This window comes from uncultured Sphingomonas sp., from assembly GCF_964244265.1.
In the GTDB taxonomy this organism is placed as follows: domain Bacteria; phylum Pseudomonadota; class Alphaproteobacteria; order Sphingomonadales; family Sphingomonadaceae; genus Sphingomonas.
In genome coordinates this window covers 88,093-107,712 of record NZ_CAXTHV010000007.1, presented here as the reverse complement: position 1 = coordinate 107,712, position 19,620 = coordinate 88,093, and the positions used below count along the sequence as shown (strand labels likewise).

General features: G+C 65.2%; 21 protein-coding genes. 5 read left to right on the top strand and 16 right to left on the bottom strand.

The window, feature by feature from the left end; translation table 11 throughout:
- Positions 1-977 precede the first annotated feature (977 nt).
- Entirely contained in the window at positions 978-1,763 is a 786-nt protein-coding gene (locus ACFE7K_RS04580) for an N-formylglutamate amidohydrolase (protein ID WP_375396984.1), read from the bottom strand.
- On the opposite strand from ACFE7K_RS04580, the gene ACFE7K_RS04575 reads away from it, so the two are divergent.
- The 3 genes from ACFE7K_RS04575 to ACFE7K_RS04565 are packed head-to-tail and all read left to right on the top strand — an operon-like array spanning position 1,757 to position 5,521.
- A complete protein-coding gene (locus ACFE7K_RS04575; RefSeq protein ID WP_375396983.1) occupies positions 1,757-2,683 on the top strand; it encodes a transglutaminase domain-containing protein in 927 nt (308 codons plus the stop codon). The two genes, ACFE7K_RS04580 and ACFE7K_RS04575, sit on opposite strands and share 7 nt — an antisense overlap.
- Positions 2,677-3,492 carry a transglutaminase family protein gene (locus tag ACFE7K_RS04570; RefSeq protein ID WP_375396982.1) on the top strand — a complete coding sequence of 272 codons (816 nt, stop codon included), beginning with the start codon at positions 2,677-2,679 and terminating at the stop codon, positions 3,490-3,492. Before ACFE7K_RS04575 ends, ACFE7K_RS04570 begins: the two co-directional genes overlap by 7 nt.
- Positions 3,485-5,521 carry a M3 family metallopeptidase gene (locus tag ACFE7K_RS04565; protein ID WP_375396981.1) on the top strand — a complete coding sequence of 679 codons (2,037 nt, stop codon included), beginning with the start codon at positions 3,485-3,487 and terminating at the stop codon, positions 5,519-5,521. Before ACFE7K_RS04570 ends, ACFE7K_RS04565 begins: the two co-directional genes overlap by 8 nt.
- Before the next feature lie 123 nt (positions 5,522-5,644).
- On the opposite strand, the gene lpdA is transcribed toward ACFE7K_RS04565, so the two are convergent.
- From lpdA to ACFE7K_RS04515, 10 genes are all read right to left on the bottom strand, one after another.
- Positions 5,645-7,057, bottom strand: a complete 1,413-nt coding sequence (lpdA, locus tag ACFE7K_RS04560; protein WP_375396980.1) for a dihydrolipoyl dehydrogenase — start codon at positions 7,055-7,057, stop codon at positions 5,645-5,647.
- Positions 7,050-7,418, bottom strand: a complete 369-nt coding sequence (locus ACFE7K_RS04555) for a DUF5615 family PIN-like protein (protein ID WP_375396979.1) — start codon at positions 7,416-7,418, stop codon at positions 7,050-7,052. The genes lpdA and ACFE7K_RS04555 overlap by 8 nt, the downstream gene beginning before the upstream one ends.
- Positions 7,419-7,421: 3 nt before the next feature.
- Positions 7,422-7,664, bottom strand: coding sequence for a DUF433 domain-containing protein (locus ACFE7K_RS04550; protein ID WP_375396978.1), 243 nt, complete (start codon positions 7,662-7,664; stop codon positions 7,422-7,424).
- Positions 7,665-7,675: 11 nt separating this feature from the next.
- Entirely contained in the window at positions 7,676-8,911 is a 1,236-nt protein-coding gene (gene odhB / locus ACFE7K_RS04545) for a 2-oxoglutarate dehydrogenase complex dihydrolipoyllysine-residue succinyltransferase (protein ID WP_375396977.1), read from the bottom strand.
- Positions 8,912-8,997: 86 nt separating this feature from the next.
- The gene (locus tag ACFE7K_RS04540) at positions 8,998-11,931 is read right to left on the bottom strand and encodes a 2-oxoglutarate dehydrogenase E1 component (protein ID WP_375396976.1); all 2,934 of its coding nucleotides are present in this window, start codon (positions 11,929-11,931) and stop codon (positions 8,998-9,000) included.
- A gap of 27 nt (positions 11,932-11,958) precedes the next feature.
- Positions 11,959-12,843 carry a succinate--CoA ligase subunit alpha gene (gene sucD / locus ACFE7K_RS04535; protein WP_375396975.1) on the bottom strand — a complete coding sequence of 295 codons (885 nt, stop codon included), beginning with the start codon at positions 12,841-12,843 and terminating at the stop codon, positions 11,959-11,961.
- A gap of 16 nt (positions 12,844-12,859) precedes the next feature.
- Positions 12,860-13,165: a GIY-YIG nuclease family protein gene (locus ACFE7K_RS04530; RefSeq protein WP_375396974.1), complete on the bottom strand. Its 306-nt coding sequence runs from the start codon at positions 13,163-13,165 to the stop codon at positions 12,860-12,862.
- Between the two features lie 70 nt (positions 13,166-13,235).
- Positions 13,236-14,198, bottom strand: coding sequence for a malate dehydrogenase (mdh, locus tag ACFE7K_RS04525; protein WP_375396973.1), 963 nt, complete (start codon positions 14,196-14,198; stop codon positions 13,236-13,238).
- A 131-nt stretch (positions 14,199-14,329) separates the two neighbouring features.
- A complete protein-coding gene (locus ACFE7K_RS04520) occupies positions 14,330-14,608 on the bottom strand; it encodes a hypothetical protein (protein WP_375396972.1) in 279 nt (92 codons plus the stop codon).
- Positions 14,608-14,928: a heavy metal-binding domain-containing protein gene (locus ACFE7K_RS04515; RefSeq protein ID WP_375396971.1), complete on the bottom strand. Its 321-nt coding sequence runs from the start codon at positions 14,926-14,928 to the stop codon at positions 14,608-14,610. Before ACFE7K_RS04515 ends, ACFE7K_RS04520 begins: the two co-directional genes overlap by 1 nt.
- A 96-nt stretch (positions 14,929-15,024) precedes the next feature.
- Here ACFE7K_RS04515 and ACFE7K_RS04510 point away from each other — a divergent pair, with 96 nt between their 5' ends.
- Positions 15,025-16,182: an acyltransferase family protein gene (locus ACFE7K_RS04510; protein WP_375396970.1), complete on the top strand. Its 1,158-nt coding sequence runs from the start codon at positions 15,025-15,027 to the stop codon at positions 16,180-16,182.
- Here ACFE7K_RS04510 and zapE read toward each other — a convergent pair.
- The 5 genes from zapE to ACFE7K_RS04485 all read right to left on the bottom strand — a co-directional run bounded on the left by zapE (position 16,112) and on the right by ACFE7K_RS04485 (position 19,256).
- Entirely contained in the window at positions 16,112-17,332 is a 1,221-nt protein-coding gene (zapE, locus tag ACFE7K_RS04505) for a cell division protein ZapE (protein ID WP_375396989.1), read from the bottom strand. The genes ACFE7K_RS04510 and zapE overlap by 71 nt on opposite strands.
- A gap of 24 nt (positions 17,333-17,356) precedes the next feature.
- Entirely contained in the window at positions 17,357-17,656 is a 300-nt protein-coding gene (locus ACFE7K_RS04500) for a PaaI family thioesterase (protein WP_375396969.1), read from the bottom strand.
- 2 nt (positions 17,657-17,658) lie between these two features.
- On the bottom strand, positions 17,659-17,835 hold the full coding sequence (locus ACFE7K_RS04495) for a hypothetical protein (RefSeq protein ID WP_375396968.1): 177 nt from the start codon (positions 17,833-17,835) through the stop codon (positions 17,659-17,661).
- Between the two features lie 74 nt (positions 17,836-17,909).
- The gene (locus ACFE7K_RS04490; protein WP_375396967.1) at positions 17,910-18,338 is read right to left on the bottom strand and encodes a hypothetical protein; all 429 of its coding nucleotides are present in this window, start codon (positions 18,336-18,338) and stop codon (positions 17,910-17,912) included.
- 132 nt (positions 18,339-18,470) lie between these two features.
- Complete coding sequence (locus ACFE7K_RS04485) at positions 18,471-19,256, bottom strand: succinate dehydrogenase iron-sulfur subunit (RefSeq protein WP_375396966.1); 786 nt, start codon at positions 19,254-19,256, stop codon at positions 18,471-18,473.
- Positions 19,257-19,374: 118 nt separating this feature from the next.
- On the opposite strand from ACFE7K_RS04485, the gene ACFE7K_RS04480 reads away from it, so the two are divergent.
- Entirely contained in the window at positions 19,375-19,614 is a 240-nt protein-coding gene (locus ACFE7K_RS04480; protein WP_375396965.1) for an exodeoxyribonuclease VII small subunit, read from the top strand.
- The last annotated feature ends 6 nt before the right edge of the window (positions 19,615-19,620 follow it).

Genomic DNA, 19,620 nt, shown 5'->3' with positions numbered 1-19,620 from the left:
AGAGACTGCCGCGAAAGGACGACGACGTCGACGCCGGCTGGTTGTTTGCGCCTGCCCGCGTCGACATAGCGGGGTCGTTCTTCGGACCGGGCATCGGCAGCCCCCCGAGCGGGAATTGCGGCGACGGAGGATGCGGCGATATCGTCGTTGCTGCAAACCGCGATAAGCCGCAGAATAAATCGTTGATGTGTAAGGTTGTAGGTCTGTTGGGATACAGTGGGCGTCTACGGGTAGGCGCTGATGCTGCGGGCGGGTATTTTGGTTTTGCTCGGGGCGGATTCGGCCTGTCCTTGCGCGGCGATGGGAGCCTCGAATTTGACGCGTATCTTGGTGCCGGATTGGGCGCCGGTCTCCTCTACGGCGCTGGCGGAGGTCTCGACAATGGCGGTGGAAGCGCGCGGGGAGTTACGACTAGCGTGACCCGTGAGATAACAGCGGGCATTGGCGTAGGCTTGTGGGGTGGCGGCTTCAGCATCCCGAACAATAGAAGCGTCTCCAGTCCCGCACCCAATGTAAATTCTACTTCAGTAAGCGCAGGCCTGAGTGTCGGACCCAAAGCGGGCGCGGCATTAGGTGATACGAAGTCCTTCAATTTTACCGCTAGGACTCCGGGGTCATGTTAAGCTCCAGCCACAATCGCGATAGAAATGCCCGCATGGTTATCGGCATATGTGGCGTTGTAACAATATTATCTGTCATTGCAATTTGGACTCGACCATCTTGGCCTTGGCCATCAGTAACAGCTATTACTTGTTGTGTAATTGTACTACTGTCGCAAAGATGCAGAAAATGCGGAGTGCCATACGTCTTTCAGCGCCGCTTTCGTGTCTTGAGACCTATGGAAAGATGTTCGTTCTGTCATCAAGAGATTGACGCTTAATTGCTGCGCACTCGCCGCAAATAAGCAGTATAGATCTAGTAGGATACTTTTATTATCTTAGTAATCGTGTTTTAATGACAAGGGAGGCGGTACGCGGTTACCGCCGCGCCGCCACGCACAGCAATTTGGCGAGATGGTCGGCCCATGCCGCCTGTCCGGGCGTGTCGGCGATCAGGTCCTGCCTGATTTCGAGCTCGACATAGCGACGACCACGATCATAGGCATGTCGTGGTATGGTATAGTCGATAACGTCCATTCGATAGGGCTGGTTGTCGCCGACCGTCCAAATGCCGTCGCCGCGCAACCGATCCAGCACTGCCACAGCGAAGCTGGCGTCGCCGCGATCGTGGAGCACGCCGATCTGCCACGGGCGCGCCCTGCCGTTCATGACCGGAGTGAAACTGTGCAGCGCGACCAGGATCGTTTCGCCGCCGGCCCGGTCCCGCCGGGCCAGATCGGCGGCGATCGCCCCCTGATACGGCTCGTGTATTTCGGCGATGCGCCGGTCGCGATCCGCCGCCGACAGAGCGGCGTTGCCGGGAATGCGGGTGCCGTCGGCAACCTCGGAGATGAGGTCCGGCGCGGCGGTGTCGCGGTTGCAGTCGACTACCAGCCTGGAATATGCCTGTGCGATGAACACCGCGTCCAGCCGCTCGGCCAGCATCTCGCCCAGGGCCGCGATCCCGATGTCCCAGGCGATGTGCCGCCGCCGCTCGTCGGCCGGCAAGCCCAACGTGCCGAGCCGTTCGGGCACGCAATTGCCGGCATGATCGCCGATCAGCAGGAACGTCGATGCTCCCCCGGGGTTTACAATCCTGATCGGCGATGGATCATTGGCGCCAAGCAGCGGCGAATTATCCTCGCCGAGGAGATCGAATGCCATTCCTGAACCTTTCGCACGTCACGACCTATGTCTACAAGCGGCCGGTCGCGTTCGGCGACCACCGCATCATGGTGCGCCCGCGCGAAAGCTTCGACCAGCATCTGATCGATGCGACGCTGACGATCGAGCCCGAACCCAGCGACGTCCGCTGGCTGCAGGACGTGTTCGGCAACGCCGTCGCCATCGCCACGTTCGACCGCCGCGCCAGCCGGCTGGTGTTCGACAGCAAGGTCCGCGTCCAGCACATGCCGGTCGACCTGCAGGAGGTGGACATCGAGGAATATGCCCGCTCCTACCCGTTCACCTATTCGTCGGAGGAAATGCCCGATCTGCTGCGCTCGATCGAACGCCAGCATCTCGATCCCCAGCGCCGGATCGATACCTGGGCGCGGCGGTTCATCAACGGCGAGGGCGCCACCGACACGCTGGCGATGCTGACCGCGATGACCCAGGCGATCCGGCGCGAATTCACCTATGTGCCCCGCGCCGAAAAGGGGACGCAGACGCCGATCGAAACGCTCCAGCGGCGCAAGGGCACGTGCCGCGACTATGCCAGCCTGATGATCGAGGCGGTGCGTGCGCTGGGGTTCGCGGCGCGGTTCGTATCCGGTTATGTCTATAATCCCGACAGCCGAGACCATCGCGTCGGCGGCGGCAACACCCATGCCTGGGTCAGGGTCTACCTGCCGGGATCGGGCTGGGTCGAGTTCGATCCGACCAACGGCATCATCGGCAGCCGGGGGTTGATCCGCGTGGCAATTGCGCGCGACATCTATCAGGCGGTGCCGATATCTGGCATCTATTACGGGTTTCCGAATACCTTCGTCGATATGACCGTGTCGGTCGACGTTACGGTGGACGATGCTTCCCTTCCCGGGCACGACGCCCCGGTCGACAACAGAAGGCCCGTTGAATGCTGATCCGCGCCGGCTATGACATCAGCTTCTCGACTTATGCGCCGACCCCGATGCTGGCGATGCTCAGCGTCCATCCGTCGCGCAATAAGGACCTGCGGACGCCGCACCGCATCATTACCAAGCCCGACGTGCCGATGTACGACTATATCGATGCATTCGGTAACGTCTGCACCCGCGTCACCGTGCCCGAAGGCGGGTTGACGCTCAGCTGCGACTTTACGATCGAGGATAACGGCCTGCCCGATCCCTGTTCGCCGGACGCGATCCAGCACGCGATCGAGGACCTGCCCGACGACGTCCTGATCTATCTGCTCGGCAGCCGCTATTGCGAGACCGACCGGCTGTCGGACACCGCGTGGTCGCTGTTCGGCCACGTCAAGCCAGGGTGGGAGCGCGTGCAGGCAATCGTCGACTTCACCAATGGGCATGTCGAGTTCGGCTATCATTATGCGCGCCCGACCAAGACCGCCTGGGACGCACACCAGGAACAGCAGGGCGTGTGCCGCGATTTCGCGCATCTGGCGATCACGCTGTGTCGCTGCATGAACATCCCGGCGCGCTATTGCACCGGCTATCTGGGCGACATCGGCATCCCGCCGGCCGATGCGCCGATGGATTTTTCGGCCTGGTTCGACGTCTATCTGGGCGGCGCATGGCACACGTTCGACGCGCGGCACAATTTCCCGCGAATCGGGCGCGTGCTGATGGCGCGCGGTCGCGACGCCACCGACGCCGCGCTGACGACCGCCTTCGGCCCGGCCGCGCTGGTCGAGTTCGACGTCCATGCCGACGAGGTGGAAGCCATTGGCTGATGACGCGCCGATCCGCGATACCCTGCTTCCCGATCCCCTGCTCGATGCTTCAGCCCTGCCCTTCGGCGCCCCGGCATTCGACCGGATCGATCCGGCGGCGTTCCTGCCGGCACTGGACGTGGCGATCGCCGAGGCGGTCGCCGATCTGGACCGTATCGCCGGCGACGCCGCCCCCGCTACCTTTGACGGCGTGATCGTCGCGCTGGAGCGCGCGGGCGAACGGCTGGCGCGGGTCCGTCGGATCTTCTGGGCGCTGTCCTCGGCGCAGGCGACCGACGCCATCCGCGCCATCGAAGGCGCGGTCTCGATGCGGCTGACCCGGCATGGTACCTCGGTCGCACATGACGCCGGGCTGTTCGCGCGCGTCCATGCGGTGTGGCGGCGGCGCGACGCAGAGGACCTTACCGAGGCGCAGCGGCGACTGCTGGCCGACCATTATCGCGGCTTTGTCGATGGCGGCGCGTTGCTCGACGGCGCCGACAAGACGCGGTTCGCGGCGATCGTCGAACGGTTGTCGGCGCTGTCGATCGCGTTCGGGCACAATGTGCTGGCGGCGACGGCGGATTGGTCGCTGGCGCTCGGCCCCGACGATCTCGACGGCCTGCCCGAGGCGTTGGTCGGCGCGACCGCGCGGCGGGCGACGGCACAGGGCAGATCGGGGCATGTGCTGACGCTGGATCGCGGTATCGCGGAGGATTTCCTCGCCTTCTCGCGCCGGCGTGACCTGCGCGAGGCGGTGTGGCGCGCCTTTGCCGAGCGGTGCAATGGCGGCGCGCATGATAATCGTGCCATCGTCCGCGAGATTGTCGCGCTCAGGCAGGAACGCGCGCGGCTGCTCGGCCATGCCAGCTATGCCGATTTCGCGCTGGTCGACACGATGGCGGCGACCCCGGCGGCGGCGGAGTCGCTGCTCCTGCGCGTCTGGCGACCTGCGCTGGCGCGAGCCCAAGCGGAGCAGCACGAGCTGGAAGCGCTGGCCCGCGCCGACGGTGTCGCGTTCGCGCCGTGGGACTGGCGCTTTTATGCCGAGGCAGTCCGCCGCGAGCGGCTGGCGCTCGACGGCGGCGCGGTCAAGGCGTGGCTGACTCTGGATGTCGTGCGCGATGCCATCTTCCTGGTGGCCGGGCGGCTCTATGGCCTGTGGTTCGAGGCACGGCCCGATCTGCCGGGATGGCATGCCGATGTTGCCGCCTGGGCGGTGCGCGATGCCGATGGCGGAGACCGCGGGCTGCTTTACACGGATTTTTACGCTCGCCCCGAAAAGCATGGCGGGGCGTGGATGGGGTCGTTGCGCGTGCAGGAGCGGCTCGACGACACGATCCTGCCGATCGTCTATGTCTGCGCCAATTTCGCGCATCCGCCGGCGGGCGGCGCGACCGGCCTGTCGGTCGACGAGGCGCGCACCTTGTTCCACGAATTCGGCCATGCGCTGCACGCTCTCTTGTCGGACGTCACCTATCCCGGGCAGTCGGGGACCGCGGTGACGCGCGATTTCGTCGAGTTGCCGAGCAAGTTCATGGAGCATTGGATCGTCGCCCCGGCGCTACTGACCGAGCTGGGCGTGCCTGCCTCGCTGGCGGCGGCGATCGGGCGCGCCGACGATACCGGCCAGGGCTTCGCCACGATCGAGTTCCTTGCTTCCGCCATCCAAGACCTGGCGATACATCGCGCGGTCGGCAATGCCGACCCGTATGCGATCGCTGCCGATGCGGTCGCAGCAATCGGCATGCCCGCCACGATCTTGCCGCGCCATGGCCTCAGCCACTTCACCCATGTGTTCGACGGCGGCTATGCTAGCCTCTATTACAGCTATCTCTGGTCCGAAATGCTCGATGCCGATGCGTTCGACGCCTTCGTCGCCGCCGGCGACCTGTTCGATGCTGATCTTGCCCATCGGTTCCGCAGTGAGATCCTGGCGCGGGGTGACACGCGCGATCCGATGGACTGCTTCATTGCCTTTCGCGGCCGCGCGCCTGACGTCGATGCGCTGTTGCGGCAGCGGGGGTTTGTTGAGGCGCCGGTCGCCTGAGTGTAGAGGACAGGGCAAAGCCGCATCATCGGCCGGGCAAGCCTTCATGCACCACAATTCGCCAGGGGCTACAATCCGTCTTGTTCAGGCGGCGCCGACTCCGCCAAGGACGGACAATCTAGTCTAAACGTGGATGGCCTTACCCTGCACCGCCATTGCCGCTTCCTTGATCGCCTCCGAATGCGTCGGGTGGGCGTGGCAGGTATAGGCGATGTCCTCGCTGGTCGCGCCGAACTCCATCGCCAGGCCCGCCTCGGCGATCATCGTGCCGGCGACGCTGGCGATCGCCCATACGCCGAGCACGCGGTCGGTTTGCGCGTCGGCGATGATCTTCACGAAGCCGTCGGGCTCGTGGTTGGTCTTGGCGCGGCTGTTGGCCATCATCGGGAACTTGCCGACCTTGATCTCGCCTCCCGTGCCGGTCCCGCTTTCCCGGGCAGCTTCCTCGGTCAGGCCGACCCCGGCGATCTCGGGCCAAGTATAGACCACGCTGGGGATCACGTCGTGGTTCACGATGCCGTGCCGGCCGGCGATGTTCTCGGCGACCGCAATGCCCTCATCCTCCGCCTTGTGCGCCAGCATCGGGCCGGGGACGACGTCACCAATTGCCCAGATGCCGGGTACGCCGGTGCGGAAATCGTGGTCGATCTCGATCTGGCCGCGCTGGTTGGCGGCAAGCCCTGCCTTGTCGAGCGCAAGGCCGGCGGTATTGGGCCGCCGCCCGATCGACACCAGCACACAATCGGCCTCGATCGTTTCCACAGCACCGCCGGCCGCCGGCTCGACCGTCAATATGGCCTTGTCGCCATCGACGCTGACCGCGGTCACCTTGGTCGACAGACGGAAGTCGATGCCCTGCTTCTTGAAGATCCGGTTCGATTCCTTGCGGATCTCACCGTCGAAACCGGGCAGGATCTGGTCGAGAAACTCGACGCACGTCACCCTGGCGCCCAGCCGGCGCCACACGCTGCCGAGTTCCAGCCCGATCACGCCGCCGCCGATCACGACCATGTGCCCGGGGACCCTGGCCAGCTCGAGCGCCCCGGTGCTGTCGACCACGACCTGCTTGTCGTTGTCGACCTCGACCCCGGGGAGCGGCGCGACCGACGATCCGGTGGCGATGACGATGTCCTTGGCGGTCACGACCCGGTCGCCGACCGCGACGCTGTGCGCGTCGACGAAGCTGCCCCGGCCCTTCAGCCATTCGACCTTGTTCTTCTTGAACAGGAAGGCGATGCCACCGGTCAGCTGCTTGACCGCGTGGCTGCGTTGCGCGTGCATCGTCGGCAGATCGAGTTCGGGCGTGACCTTGATCCCCATCTTGGCCATCGTGCCGTTGGCGGCGGCGTCGAAATACTCGCTGGCGTGGAGCATCGCCTTGGACGGAATGCACCCGACATTGAGACACGTCCCGCCGAGCGTCTCGCGGCTCTCCGCACACGCTACGCGCAAGCCCAGCTGAGCGGCGCGGATCGCCGCGACATAGCCGCCGGGGCCGGCGCCGATTACGAGAACGTCGAAATCATAGTCAGCCATTATTTACTCCGCTGGGGAGCGCGCGTCGGCGCACCCCGTCTTTGATGAGAATAGTGATTTGGCCAGGCGACGCGCCGCCTTCAAGCACTTCGATCAGGCGATCGGCAGTTGCTTGCCACTCGCCGTGCGGCAGTCGGCTGAGCAGGATGGCCAGCGGGGCCAGCAACCCCTGGTTGAAAACCCAGTCGCCGAAGCCCTTGTCGCCGGTGATGAAAACAAGCGTACTGATATCCGTACGCGCCAGGATTTCCTGGTCGAGCCGGCCGGGCATCGTTTCGAGAATGAACTCGACATCGTAGCCGGCCTTTCGCAGGCACAGCACGACCCGTCGGTGGACATTCTGGTCGATGAGCAGCTTCACGCGTCAGGCTGCTTCCCGGCGTGCCGAGTCCGCCTCCTTCGTCATCAAATGGCTGGAAAAAGCGATAGCGGCCCGAATATCGGCCTCGGTAAGGCTTGGATAGCCGTCGATGACCTCGGCTATTGGGGCGCCTTCCGCCAAAAACTCGAGAATCAGCTCCACGGAAATGCGGGTGCCTTTCACCACCGGCTTGCCCCCCAGAATACCGGGGTTCGAATGGATGTGATTGCGCCAGTCGATCTCCACGTCATCGCCTCTCACAAATCGATCAGAATCCGCATCGGGTCTTCGATAGCATTTTTCAGCGCGACGAGGAACGTCACCGCCTCGCGGCCGTCGATCAGGCGGTGGTCGTAGCTGAGCGCGAGATACATCATCGGACGCACCACGACCTGGCCGCCCGCGACCACCGGCCGATCCTCGATGCGATGAAGGCCGAGCACGGCCGATTGCGGCGGGTTGATGATCGGCGTCGACATCAGCGACCCGAACACGCCGCCGTTGGAGATGGTGAAGGTGCCGCCCTTCATCTCCTCCATCTTCAGCGTGCCGTCCTTGGCGCGCTTGCCGAAATCACCGATTGCTTTTTCGATGCCGGCGACGGTCAATTGGTCGGCATCGCGGATGACGGGAACGACCAGGCCCTGCGGCGCTGACACCGCGACCGAGATGTCGGCGTAATCGTGATAGACGATCTCCTCGCCGTCGATCCGGCCGTTGACGCTCGGCACATCCTTCAGCGCCATGCACGCCGCCTTTACAAAGAAGCCCATGAAGCCGAGCCGCACGCCGTGCTTCTTCTCGAACAGGTCCTTGTACCTGGTCCGCGCCGCGATGACCGCGGTCATGTCCACGTCGTTGAACGTGGTCAGCATCGCGGCGGTGTTCTGCGCGTCCTTCAGCCGCTTGGCGACGGTCTGGCGCAGGCGCGTCATGCGCACCCGCTCTTCCTTGCGGCCGGCCGGGGCGGCGGCCGACATACTCGGCACCGGATCGGTCGGTGGCGCGCTCGACGCGGCCGTCGGCACGGCGGCGGCGGCGATGACGTCGTCCTTGGTCAGGCGGCCGTCCCTGCCGGTGCCCTTGACCGTCGCCGGATCGACCCCGGTTTCCAGCACCGCGCGACGCACCGAGGGCGACAGCGCGGCGGGTGAATCGCCGGCGGCCGGCGCCTGCTGACCGGCGGTCGCGGCGGGGGAGGCGGTGGCAGGCGAAGCGGCGGCAGACGACGACGCCAAAGCCCCGGCGCCGGCGCCGGAGGTCTCGATCGTCGCCAGCATCGCGCCGACCTTGACGGTATCGCCGACCTTCACCGCCTGCTCGCCCATCACCCCGGCGACCGGCGACGGCACCTCGATCGCGACCTTGTCGGTCTCCAGGCTGGCGACCGGCTCGTCGGCCCTGACCGCGTCGCCGGGCTGCTTGAGCCACGCGCCCACACTTGCCTCAGTGATCGATTCGCCCAGCACGGGGACCTTGACTTCGGTTGCCATCTCTACCTCGTCGATCCGGCGGTGGCCGGAAGCTCATGATATCGTTTTCGCCGCTGACGGCGTCGGTTGCCGCCTGACGCGGTGGATCAGTTCTTGCGCGTCCGCCGGATTTCCTGCCGGACGCTATGGCCCAGGGCGTCGGCGACCACCGCCGCCTGTTCGGTCTGATGCCGCTTGGCGAGCCCTGTCGCGGGCGACGCGGCCGCGGCGCGGCCGGCATAGCGGGCGCGCTTCACCCTGACCGTCGAAGCGATCAGCACCTCCTCCAGCAACGGATCGACGAACGACCAATAGCCGCCGTTCTTCGGCTCCTCCTGCGCCCAGACAATATCCTGGAGCAGCGGCATGCGCGCGATGCGGGCGGCCAGCGGCTCCCCCGGAAAGGGATAGAGCTGTTCGATCCGGACGATCTGCGTGCCGGTATCACCGGCCGCGTCGCGCGCCTCCATCAGGTCATAGGCGACCTTGCCGGTGCACAGCACCAGCCGCTTGGTGACGGCATCGGTGGGGGCCGAGGGATCCGACAGGATCCGCATGAAATGGCTGTCGCCCTGGAAGTCCGCCGCCTTCGACACCGCCAGCTTGTGCCGCAGCAGCGACTTGGGGGCGAACACCACCAGCGGCTTACGGAACGACCGGTGCATCTGGCGCCGCAGCAGGTGGAAATAATTTGCCGGGGTGGTGCAGTTGGCGACCTGCATATTGTCCTGCGCGCACATTTGCAGGAACCGCTCGGGCCGGGCCGAACTGTGATCGGGACCCTGCCCCTCATATCCGTGCGGCAACAACATGACCAGGCCATTGGCGCGCAGCCACTTGGCCTCGCCGGCGGCGACGAACTCGTCGATCATCGTCTGCGCGCCGTTCATGAAGTCGCCGAACTGCGCCTCCCACAGCACCAGCGTCTTGGGATCGGCGAGCGCGTAACCATATTCGAAGCCGAGCACGCCATATTCGCTGAGGGGTGAATCAAGCACCTCGAAGCTGCCATGCTCGACATTCCATAACGGAACGAACTTGTGCTCGTCGGTCTGGTCGACCCAGACGGCGTGGCGCTGGCTGAACGTACCACGACCCGAATCCTGGCCAGACAGGCGGACGCCATACCCTTCCGACAAGAGCGACCCGAACGCCAGCGCCTCGCCCGTCGCCCAGTCGAATCCCTCGCCCGACTTGAACATCGCCCGCTTGGCATCGATCACGCGACCCAGCGTCTTGTGGATCGCCAGACCCTCGGGGACGGTGGTCAGCGTGCGGCCCAGGCTGTCGAACAGCTTCTTCTCTATTCCCGTCGGGACGTTGCGGCGCGCGGTCTCCGCATCCGCGGGGGCATGCAGCCCCGACCAGCGGCCCGCAAACCAGTCGGCCTTGTTCGCCTTGTAGCTCGCGCCAGCCTCGAACTCGCCTTCCAGGAGGGTGGTGAACTGGTGCGTCATCGTGTCGATCCACGCCGCGTCGACGACCCCTTCAGCGATCAGGCGGTCGCCATAGATCGTGCCGACTCCCGGATGATCCTTGATCGCCCGGTACATCAGCGGCTGGGTGAAGCTCGGCTCGTCGCCCTCGTTGTGGCCGAAGCGGCGATAGCACCACATGTCGATCACGATGTCGCGATGGAATTTCTGCCGGAACTCGATCGCCATCTTGCACGCAAACGTGACTGCTTCCGGATCGTCGCCGTTGACATGGAAAATCGGCGCCTGGACGCCCTTGGCGACGTCGGACGGATAAGGCGAGGAGCGCGCGAATTGCGGGCTGGTCGTAAAGCCGATCTGGTTGTTGATGACGAAGTGGATGCAGCCGCCGGTATTGTAGCCGCGAATCCCTGAAAAACCCAGACATTCCCAGACGATGCCCTGCCCCGCGAACGCCGCGTCGCCATGGATCAGCACCGGCAGCGAGGCGGTGTGATCGCCGATATCGCCCGAGATCGTCTGGATCGCGCGGGTCTTGCCCAGGACCACCGGGTCGACCGCCTCCAGGTGGCTGGGATTGGCGACCAGCGACATGTGGACCTTGATTCCGTCAAATTCGCGGTCGGTCGAGGTGCCGAGATGGTATTTGACGTCGCCAGACCCCGCGACGTCGTCGGGATTATCCGACCCGCCGCCGAATTCGTGGAAGATCACGCGGAACGGCTTGGCCATCACGTTGGACAGCACGTTCAGCCGGCCGCGATGCGCCATGCCGATGACGATCTCGCGCACACCATATTGGCCGCCATATTTTATGACGCTTTCCAGCGCCGGAATCATGCTTTCGCCGCCATCGAGCCCAAAGCGCTTGGTCCCGACATATTTGCGGCCGCAGAATTTCTCCCACAGTTCGGCCTCGATCACCTTGTTGAGGATTGCCCTTTTGCCGTCGACCGAGAACTGGATCGCCTTGTCCTTGCCCTCCATCCGGTCTTCGAGGAAGCGTCGCTCATCGACATCGGCGATGTGCATATATTCCAAGCCGACATTGCCGCAGTAATTGGCGCGCAGAATATCGACGATCTCGCGGACCGTCGCCCAGTCCATGCCCAGGCTGCCGCCCAGATACACCGGGCGATCTATGTCGGCGTCGGAAAAACCGTGATAGTCGGTGCGCAGATCCTCGGGAAGCTCGCGCGCCGAGGACAGGCCGAGCGGGTCGAGATTGGCGGCAAGGTGCCCGCGCACACGATAGGTGCGGATGAGCAGCATCGCGCGGATCGAGTCGGTGACGGCGCTGATGATGTCGTCCCGATTGGGCGCGGCGGCCGGTTTGGCGGCGGGAACGGCGCCTTTGGCGACCCGCGGCGCCGGTTCCATCTGGGTCGGGTCGAGCGCGGCCGTCAGGTCGTCCGTGGTCGTGGGCGGCCAGTTGGCGTGGCTCCAGCTCGGCGCCTGGGTGGCATCCTCCAGCCCTTCGAAGAGACCGCGCCAGCTTGGCTCGACCGATTCGGGCGCCGCCCTGAACCGGGCATAGAGCGATTCGATGAATGCAGGGCTCACGCCCGCGGCGATCTCGCCGAAATCCTGGCCTTCATAGCCCATGGTCAATCCTCGTCGCCCCGGTAGGGCTCATCCGTTCAGCACGCTCACCAGCGTCGTGCCCAGCTCGCTGGGCGAATCCGCCACCTTGATGCCGGCAGCTTCCATGGCCGCGATCTTGCTTTCGGCATCGCCCTTGCCGCCCGATACGATCGCGCCGGCATGCCCCATCCGCCGACCCGGGGGCGCGGTGCGGCCGGCGATGAAGCCGGCCATCGGCTTGCTTCGGCCCTTCTTCGCCTCGTCGCGGAGGAACTGCGCGGCTTCCTCCTCAGCCGATCCGCCGATCTCGCCGATCATGATGATCGACTTGGTAGCCTCGTCGGCCAGGAACAACTCGAGCACGTCGATGAAGTTGGTGCCGTTGACCGGATCGCCGCCGATGCCGACCGCGGTGGTCTGGCCCAGGCCGGCGTTGGTGGTCTGGAACACCGCCTCATAGGTCAGCGTGCCCGAACGCGAGACGACGCCGACCGAGCCCTTGGAGAAGATGCTGCCGGGCATGATGCCGATCTTGCACTCGCCGGGAGTCAGCACGCCGGGACAGTTCGGGCCGATCAACCGCGACTTCGAGCCCGACAAAGCGCGCTTGACCTTGACCATGTCGAGCACCGGGATGCCCTCGGTGATGCACACAATCAGCGGCACTGCCGCGTCGATCGCCTCGAGGATCGAATCGGCGGCAAAGGGCGGCGGCACGTACACGACCGAGGCGGTCGCGCCTGTCGCGGCCACGGCCTCGTGTACCGTGTCGTAGTTCGGCAGCCCGAGATGCGTCGTGCCGCCTTTACCGGGCGTCACCCCCGCGACCATCTGCGTCCCGTAATCGAGTGCGGCCTGCGTATGGAAGCTGCCCGTATTGCCGGTCATTCCCTGGGTAATGACCTTGGTGTGCTTGTCGACGAGGATACTCATCGTTTCTCCATTTCTATCACCCCGGCAAAGGCGGGGCACAGGGGACAACATTCATGGCAGCGCGATCCGGTCGTAAGGTCTTCCACTCCGGGTAGAGCCCTTCAATCTCCCGCACCTTCCAAGCGCGCTTCCATCCTCTCATGTGCAGCTCGCGCTGCCGGGCGGCTTCCCAACTGCCGACATGCTTGTACCAGACGAGCAGTTTGCAGCCGTACTTCTTCGTGAACCCTCCGACGACGCCGTTGCGATGCTCCCAGGCCCGCTTCGGCAGGTTCACCGTCGAACCAAGATACAGCGTCCCGTTTCTCGCGTTCGCCATCATGTAGACGCAGGCCTGGTCTTACACCTCACAGCGTCTCGCTACTGGACCCCGGCCTCTGCCGGAGTGGAAGTCACTTCAAACTGGCATCGATCCCCCTGCATGCCTCGAGCAGTTCCTTTACCGCGTCGACCGAAACCGCGAGGTTTGCCTTCGCCTCGTCGTCCAGCGCGATCTCCACCACCTGCTCGACGCCGCCGGCGCCGATCACCACCGGCACCCCGACATACAGATCGTCGATGCCGTATTGCCCGGTCAAATGCGCCGCGGCGGGCAGCACACGCTTCTGGTCGTAGAGATACGCCTCGGCCATCGCGATGCCGCTGGTGGCGGGCGCGTAATAGGCCGAGCCGGTCTTCAAGAGCGCGACGATCTCGCCGCCGCCGGCGCGAGTGCGCTGGACAATCTTCTCGATCTTCTCGCTTGTGGAACGTCCGATCGCTATGAGGTCGGGTATGGGGATACCCGAAACGGTCGAATAGGCGATGACCGGCACCATCGTGTCGCCATGCCCGCCGAGCACGAAGCTCGTCACGTCCCTGACCGAGACCTGGAATTCCTCGGCGAGAAAATGGCTGAAGCGCGCCGAATCGAGCACGCCGGCCATGCCCACGACCTTATGGTGCGGCAGGCCCGAAAACTCGCGCAGCGCCCAGACCATCGCGTCGAGCGGGTTGGTGATGCAGATGACGAAAGCGTCGGGGGCGTTGGCGGCGATGCCTTCGCCGACCGCCTTCATCACCTTGAGGTTGATGCCGAGCAGGTCGTCGCGGCTCATGCCGGGCTTGCGCGCCACGCCGGCGGTAACGATGATGACGTCGGCGCCGGCGATGTCGGCATAGTCGTTCGATCCGGTGATCGTCGCGTCAAAGCCCTCGACCGGACCGCATTGGCTGAGATCGAGCGCCTTGCCTTGCGGAATGCCCTCGGCCACGTCGAACAGCACGATATCGCCAAGGCCCTTCAAGGCGGCCAGATGGGCGAGCGTGCCGCCGATATTGCCGGCGCCGATCAGCGCGATCTTCTTGCGGGCCAAGGCTTCCTCTCCAACAACGCGGCGCCCGGGCGCTCGCAGGACGCGTCGGCGCTTAGGCGCTTCGCGACACGGTGGCAACCGCTAATGGTCGCGCCATCGCTCGTTGTTGCACATCATTCGCAGCAGCAATATCAGCTTTCGCGATAGTCCCGCTCGCCCGTCGTCGGGTTGAACCAGACGGTGACCAGCCGCCCGCTGGCTTCGTCGAGAAACTTCTCGCCGGTTGCCCGCCAGTCCTGCGCCGCGGCATCGGTGGCATTGCCGACATAATGCAGCCGCTCGAACACGATGCCCGTCAGCAAAACCAGCGCCATGGCCAGCATCGGCCACGATGCCGGATCGGCAACCGTCGCCAGCAATGCCGCGCCAGCCAGCCCGACCGCCACGAGCAACAGGATCGCCCGCGCCATCACGCCGGCTCGATCACCACGGCGGTGCCATAGGCGACGACCTCGTTCATCGACTGGGCGAGTTCGCCCGAATCGAATCGCATCATCACCACCGCATTGGCCCCCATGACGGTGGCGTTCTGGATCATCCGGTCGATGGCATGGCGCCGCGCGTCCTCGACCAGCTTGGTATATTCGGGAATTTCGCCCCCGACGATCGAGCGCAGGCTGGCGGTGATGTTGCCGCCCAGCCCGCGGCTGCGCACGACCACGCCGAACACCTGCCCGATCGCGGTGGTGACCTTGTGGCCGGGGACGTTTTCAGTGGTGGTGACGATCATGCGGACTCCGTGGGTTGTCGGATCGGGCATGATTATACCGGCCGGGCGGCGTCACGCTACACGCCATTTTAAGCCGGCATGCGCAAAAAGCGGGCAATGACGACCCCCGCCCCGGGCAAGCCGATCGCCGCGATCGACCTGGTGCGCTTTGCCTGTGCGGCAATGGTGATGGCCTATCACTATCTGACGGTGTTTCCACTGGCCTCGGCATCGGCGTTGCGCGCGGCGGGGTCGCGCGTGGCATTGCCCACCGACCTGGCGGGATCGACCTGGTTCGGCTGGGTCGGGGTCGACCTGTTCTTCGTGGTCTCCGGACTGGTCATTGCGCGGTCGGCGGTCGGCGCAAGCCCGCGGGTTTTCCTGCGCCGCCGCGTGCTGCGGCTGGCGCCCGCGGCGTGGATCTGCGCGAGTATCGCCGCGGTCCTGCTGTTGGTGGCGAGCAACGTCGCGCCGTCCACCGTCGCGTGGCGATGGCTGCAGGCCATGCTGTTCTGGCCGACCGCGCAGCCATTGGATGGCGCCTATTGGACGCTATCCGTCGAAATCGCTTTCTACCTGCTGGTGGCCTGGCGGCTGCGCACGGGCAGCGACGCGCGGGCGATCGAACGTCTCGGGATTGCGCTGGCGATGGCGAGCGCCGCTTTCTGGGCGGCGTTCGCACTGGCCGGCTGGGATGGCGAGGCGGTGCTCGACGGCCTCGCCTTTCGCCTGTCGCTGCTGCCCTATGGCGGCTGCTTCGCGCTCGGCATGCTGATCGCCGCGATCCACGCCCGAGGTGCTGCGCCGCGCCGGCTGGGCGCCGTCCTGATCGCCATGGCGAGCGCCGCAAGCGCGGTAATGGTCCATGCCGGGCGGTTCGCCGGCGTGGCGGGGCTGGCCGGCCAGCCGTGGTTGCCGCTGGCGGTGTTCGGCGGCGGTGTCGCGGTGATCGCCGGCGCCGACCTGGTCCAGCACCCCCTGGTGCGCACGATCGGCGCGGCGCGGCTGCGCCTGATCGGCCTTGCCACCTATCCGCTCTACCTGCTGCATCAGACGCTCGGCGCGACGCTGATCCCGCTGCTAATGGCGGCGGGGCTTGCCGGGGCCACCGCCACCGCCTTGACGATGGCGATCGCCGTCGCGCTGTCGCTGGTGATTGCGCACCATGCCGAGCCGATCGTCCGGCCGCGGCTGGCGATCCTGATCAAGGCGGCTGGACCGCGCCGTGACCCTCCGCCAGATAGTCGTCGGAGCGCATTTCCTCCAGCCGGCTGACGGTGCGTTCGAATTCGAACCGCCCGTCGCCCTTTTCATAGAGCTGGGGGGGCTGGGCATCGGCGGCGGCGAGCAGCTTGACCTTATGTTCGTAGAGCGCGTCGATCAGCGAGACGAACCGCGCCGCCTCGTTGCGGTTCTCCGGCCCCAGCCGCGGGATGCCGACGACGATGACGGTATGGAAGCGCCGCGCGATCGCCAGATAGTCGGCGCTGCCCCGCGCGTCCGCGCACAGCCGCTTGAAGCTGAACACCGCGACGCCCTTCAGGCTCTTGGGCACGTGCAGCATCCGCCCGCCCTGTACGGCAAGGTCTTCGGCGGGTACGTGCGCACCGTCGTCAGGCGGGTAATCGGTCAGCCGGAAGAACGCCGCCGACAGGGCCGCCGTCGCGCCGGGCCCGTTGGGCACCAGCCAGGTGTCGACCGGTCCCAGCCGGTCGCGGCGGTAATCGACCGGACCGTTGAGCGACACGATGTCGAGCCGCTCCTCCAGCAGGGCGATGAACGGCAGGAAATGTTCGCGGTTGAGGCCGTGGAGATAGAGGTCGCGCGGCGGACGGTTCGACGTGGTGACGATCGTCACCCCGGCTTCGATCAACGCCGTGAACAGCCGCGACAGGATCATCGCGTCGGGCGAGTTGGTCACCATCATCTCGTCGAACGCCAGGCAGTGCGCCTCGTCGGCAATGGCCGCGGCGACCGGCGGGATCGGGTCGCCGAGTTCCTTCCTGCGTTCGGCGGCGATCCGCTGATGCACCTCGATCATGAATTCGGCGAAATGGACGCGCCGCTTTTTACGGTTCGCGGCGCCGGCCCGCTCCCCCACCCGACCTCCCATAACATACTGCCGTGGGGAGGTCGGATGGGGGAGCGGGCCGACGCCGGACGGCGCCTCGGCGAAGTCGAGGCACGTATAAAACAAATCCATCAGCATCGATTTGCCGCGACCGACATCGCCCCACAGATACAGCCCGCGCGGACTCGCGGGGCGCTTGCCGAGCATCCGCCACAAGGTCGACCCCCGTCGCGGCAACCCCTCCAGCGCCTGCTGCAACCGGTCGAGGCGCTGCGCGGCGGCGGCCTGATCGGCGTCGGCGCGCAATTCCTCGGCGACGATCAGCGCATTGTAGCGATCAAGGACGCGCATCAGGTCACCGGCCCAGCACTGACAGCGTTACGCCGCGCTAGCGACTGGCGGCAGGCTGGACTTGCGCAGCGTGCCGGTAAAACCGGCGATGGTCGGGGCGTCGTCCTGGACGATCAGGCCGCGCAGGAAGATCATACGCCCGGTTTCGCGCAGCAACTCGATCCGCGCCTCCAGCGGCTCGCCGATGATCGCGCCGCCGATGAATTGCGCCGATAGATCGAGCGTCACTGCGCCGCCCGCGGATAGCGCGCCGAACGCCCGGCTCGCGGCGAACAGCGCGACATCCATGAACCCCAGCAACGCCCCGCCATGGACGTTGTCGCGCATGTTCAATGTTGATGCCTAGGCATCATGCGCACGCGCGCGATATCGCCTTCGAGGCGGACGTGGAGCGGTTCGAGAAACGAATTGAACCGCGTCGGATCGCTAAACTGCCAACGGTTCCAGCCGGGCAGGTCCAAACCGTCGGTGAAGCTGAAGTGCGGCGCGGCGGGATGGTCGGTCATGCGCCCCTGTCGGATGGGAGTGGCTCGCGTCTGTCGATGCCGCCAGCCTGCCTGTCAACCCGTCCCGCGCCGCCCTACGGGCAGGTCACCCGGAGGGCCGTGTCGCCGTCCTCATTGAGGAACGTCTTGGCTTTTATCATCCGGTAGGTTCCGCCCTGATACTCGACGTTGACGCTCGCCCCGGAGGTATCCTGCCAGCGCAGGACCGCTTGGCCGTCAGTGGTCTCCGCATAGAAATAGAGATCGTGATCCTCGAGTTGAGTCAGGATCACGCCCTTCGTCCTGACATAGGAATAGGGGTCATTTGCCACAAACTGATACCAGCCATGCGGCTGCCAATTATGGTAAGAATTGGCGCTGTAGACTATCATTTGAATAGGGCGAGAGCATTCGTTGGCGATGGCGATCTTGCGGAGCGCCTGGGCATAGGCGCCGGGCGTCGATGCGATCGTCAGAACAAGAGACGCGATCGCAAGGCCCACTATATCGGTCAATTTTGTCATGCTGCGAATGCCCCCCCGGATTCCGCTATGAAACTGCCCTGAATCACCGGGCCTGAAATTATACTATTGTCGCCGACGCGGGATTGCAAGCTGACTGCCGATACCGCGAGTAGGTCTGTGCGCGAAAGTCATTCAGACGACCCGCTCGGCCTCCATCTTCTTGATCTCGGCGATCGCCTTGGCCGGATTGAGACCCTTGGGACAGGCGTTGGCGCAGTTCATGATGGTATGGCACCGATAGAGGCGGAACGGGTCCTCGAGCTGGTCGAGCCGTTCACCGGTCATTTCATCGCGACTGTCGGCCAGCCAGCGATAGGCCTGGAGCAGGATGGCGGGCCCCAGGAACTTGTCGGCATTCCACCAGTAACTGGGGCAGCTGGTCGAGCAGCAGGCGCACAGGATGCATTCATACAGGCCGTCGAGCTGCGCGCGGTCCTCGGGGCTTTGCAGCCGTTCCTTGCCCGACGGCGGTGGGGTGACGGTTTGCAGCCACGGCTTGATCGACGAATATTGCGCGTAGAAATGCGTGAAATCCGGGACAAGGTCCTTGATCACCTCCATGTGCGGCAGGGGCGTGATCATGACCTCGCCCTGGTAATCGTCGATCGCGGTGGTGCAGGCGAGGCCGTTCCTGCCGTTGATGTTCATCGAGCACGACCCGCAAATGCCTTCGCGGCAAGACCTGCGGAAAGTCAGCGACGAATCCTGTTCGGCCTTCATCTTGATCAGCGCGTCGAGCACCATCGGGCCGCATTGTTCCTGATCGATCTCGAAAACGTCGTAATGCGGGTTCTCCGCCGTGTCCGGATCATAACGATAGATCTTGAAGCGCTTGACCCTGGTCGCGGTGGCGGCCGCCTTGTGGACGTTGCCCTTCTTCCTGATCCTGCTGTTCTTCGGGAGAGTTAGTTCGGCCATCGGGCTTCCTTGAGCGGACACGCTGTCGGACAGGCGGCTATGCCTTTCGCAGGCGCAGCGCAAGGCACCATCGAGCCGGCGGCTTGCTCCTGCCGGGCCGCTGCCGCATAGGACGGGGATGGACTCGCCGAACGAAGACCTGTCGTTCGAGGATGCGCTCAAGCGGCTCGAACAGATTGTCCAGCGCCTGGAAACCGGCGACGCCAGGCTCGACGAGGCGATCACGCTGTACGAGGAAGGCACCCGCCTGCGCCAGCGCTGTACCGACCGGCTCGACGCGGCGCAGTCGCGGATCGAGGCGATCAGGCTCGATGCCGACGGGCGCCCCGCCGGCACCCGGCCGTTTGCCGCCGGCTGACCCGAC

Bases quoted from the DNA above. Each gene is read 5' to 3' on its own strand.
- ACFE7K_RS04500 (WP_375396969.1), bottom strand. From the start codon at position 17,656: ATGCGCGACAACGTCCATGGCGGGGCGTTGCTGGGGTTCATGGATGTC.
- ACFE7K_RS04510 (WP_375396970.1), top strand. From the start codon at position 15,025: ATGACGACCCCCGCCCCGGGCAAGCCGATCGCCGCGATCGACCTGGTG.
- ACFE7K_RS04520 (WP_375396972.1), bottom strand. From the start codon at position 14,608: ATGGCGCGGGCGATCCTGTTGCTCGTGGCGGTCGGGCTGGCTGGCGCG.
- odhB (WP_375396977.1), bottom strand. From the start codon at position 8,911: ATGGCAACCGAAGTCAAGGTCCCCGTGCTGGGCGAATCGATCACTGAG.
- lpdA (WP_375396980.1), bottom strand. From the start codon at position 7,057: ATGGCTGACTATGATTTCGACGTTCTCGTAATCGGCGCCGGCCCCGGC.
- sucD (WP_375396975.1), bottom strand. From the start codon at position 12,843: ATGAGTATCCTCGTCGACAAGCACACCAAGGTCATTACCCAGGGAATG.
- ACFE7K_RS04485 (WP_375396966.1), bottom strand. From the start codon at position 19,256: ATGGCCGAACTAACTCTCCCGAAGAACAGCAGGATCAGGAAGAAGGGC.
- ACFE7K_RS04515 (WP_375396971.1), bottom strand. From the start codon at position 14,928: ATGATCGTCACCACCACTGAAAACGTCCCCGGCCACAAGGTCACCACC.
- ACFE7K_RS04530 (WP_375396974.1), bottom strand. From the start codon at position 13,165: ATGATGGCGAACGCGAGAAACGGGACGCTGTATCTTGGTTCGACGGTG.
- ACFE7K_RS04575 (WP_375396983.1), top strand. From the start codon at position 1,757: ATGCCATTCCTGAACCTTTCGCACGTCACGACCTATGTCTACAAGCGG.
- ACFE7K_RS04490 (WP_375396967.1), bottom strand. From the start codon at position 18,338: ATGACAAAATTGACCGATATAGTGGGCCTTGCGATCGCGTCTCTTGTT.
- ACFE7K_RS04540 (WP_375396976.1), bottom strand. From the start codon at position 11,931: ATGGGCTATGAAGGCCAGGATTTCGGCGAGATCGCCGCGGGCGTGAGC.
- ACFE7K_RS04580 (WP_375396984.1), bottom strand. From the start codon at position 1,763: ATGGCATTCGATCTCCTCGGCGAGGATAATTCGCCGCTGCTTGGCGCC.
- ACFE7K_RS04495 (WP_375396968.1), bottom strand. From the start codon at position 17,835: ATGACCGACCATCCCGCCGCGCCGCACTTCAGCTTCACCGACGGTTTG.
- ACFE7K_RS04480 (WP_375396965.1), top strand. From the start codon at position 19,375: ATGGACTCGCCGAACGAAGACCTGTCGTTCGAGGATGCGCTCAAGCGG.
- ACFE7K_RS04570 (WP_375396982.1), top strand. From the start codon at position 2,677: ATGCTGATCCGCGCCGGCTATGACATCAGCTTCTCGACTTATGCGCCG.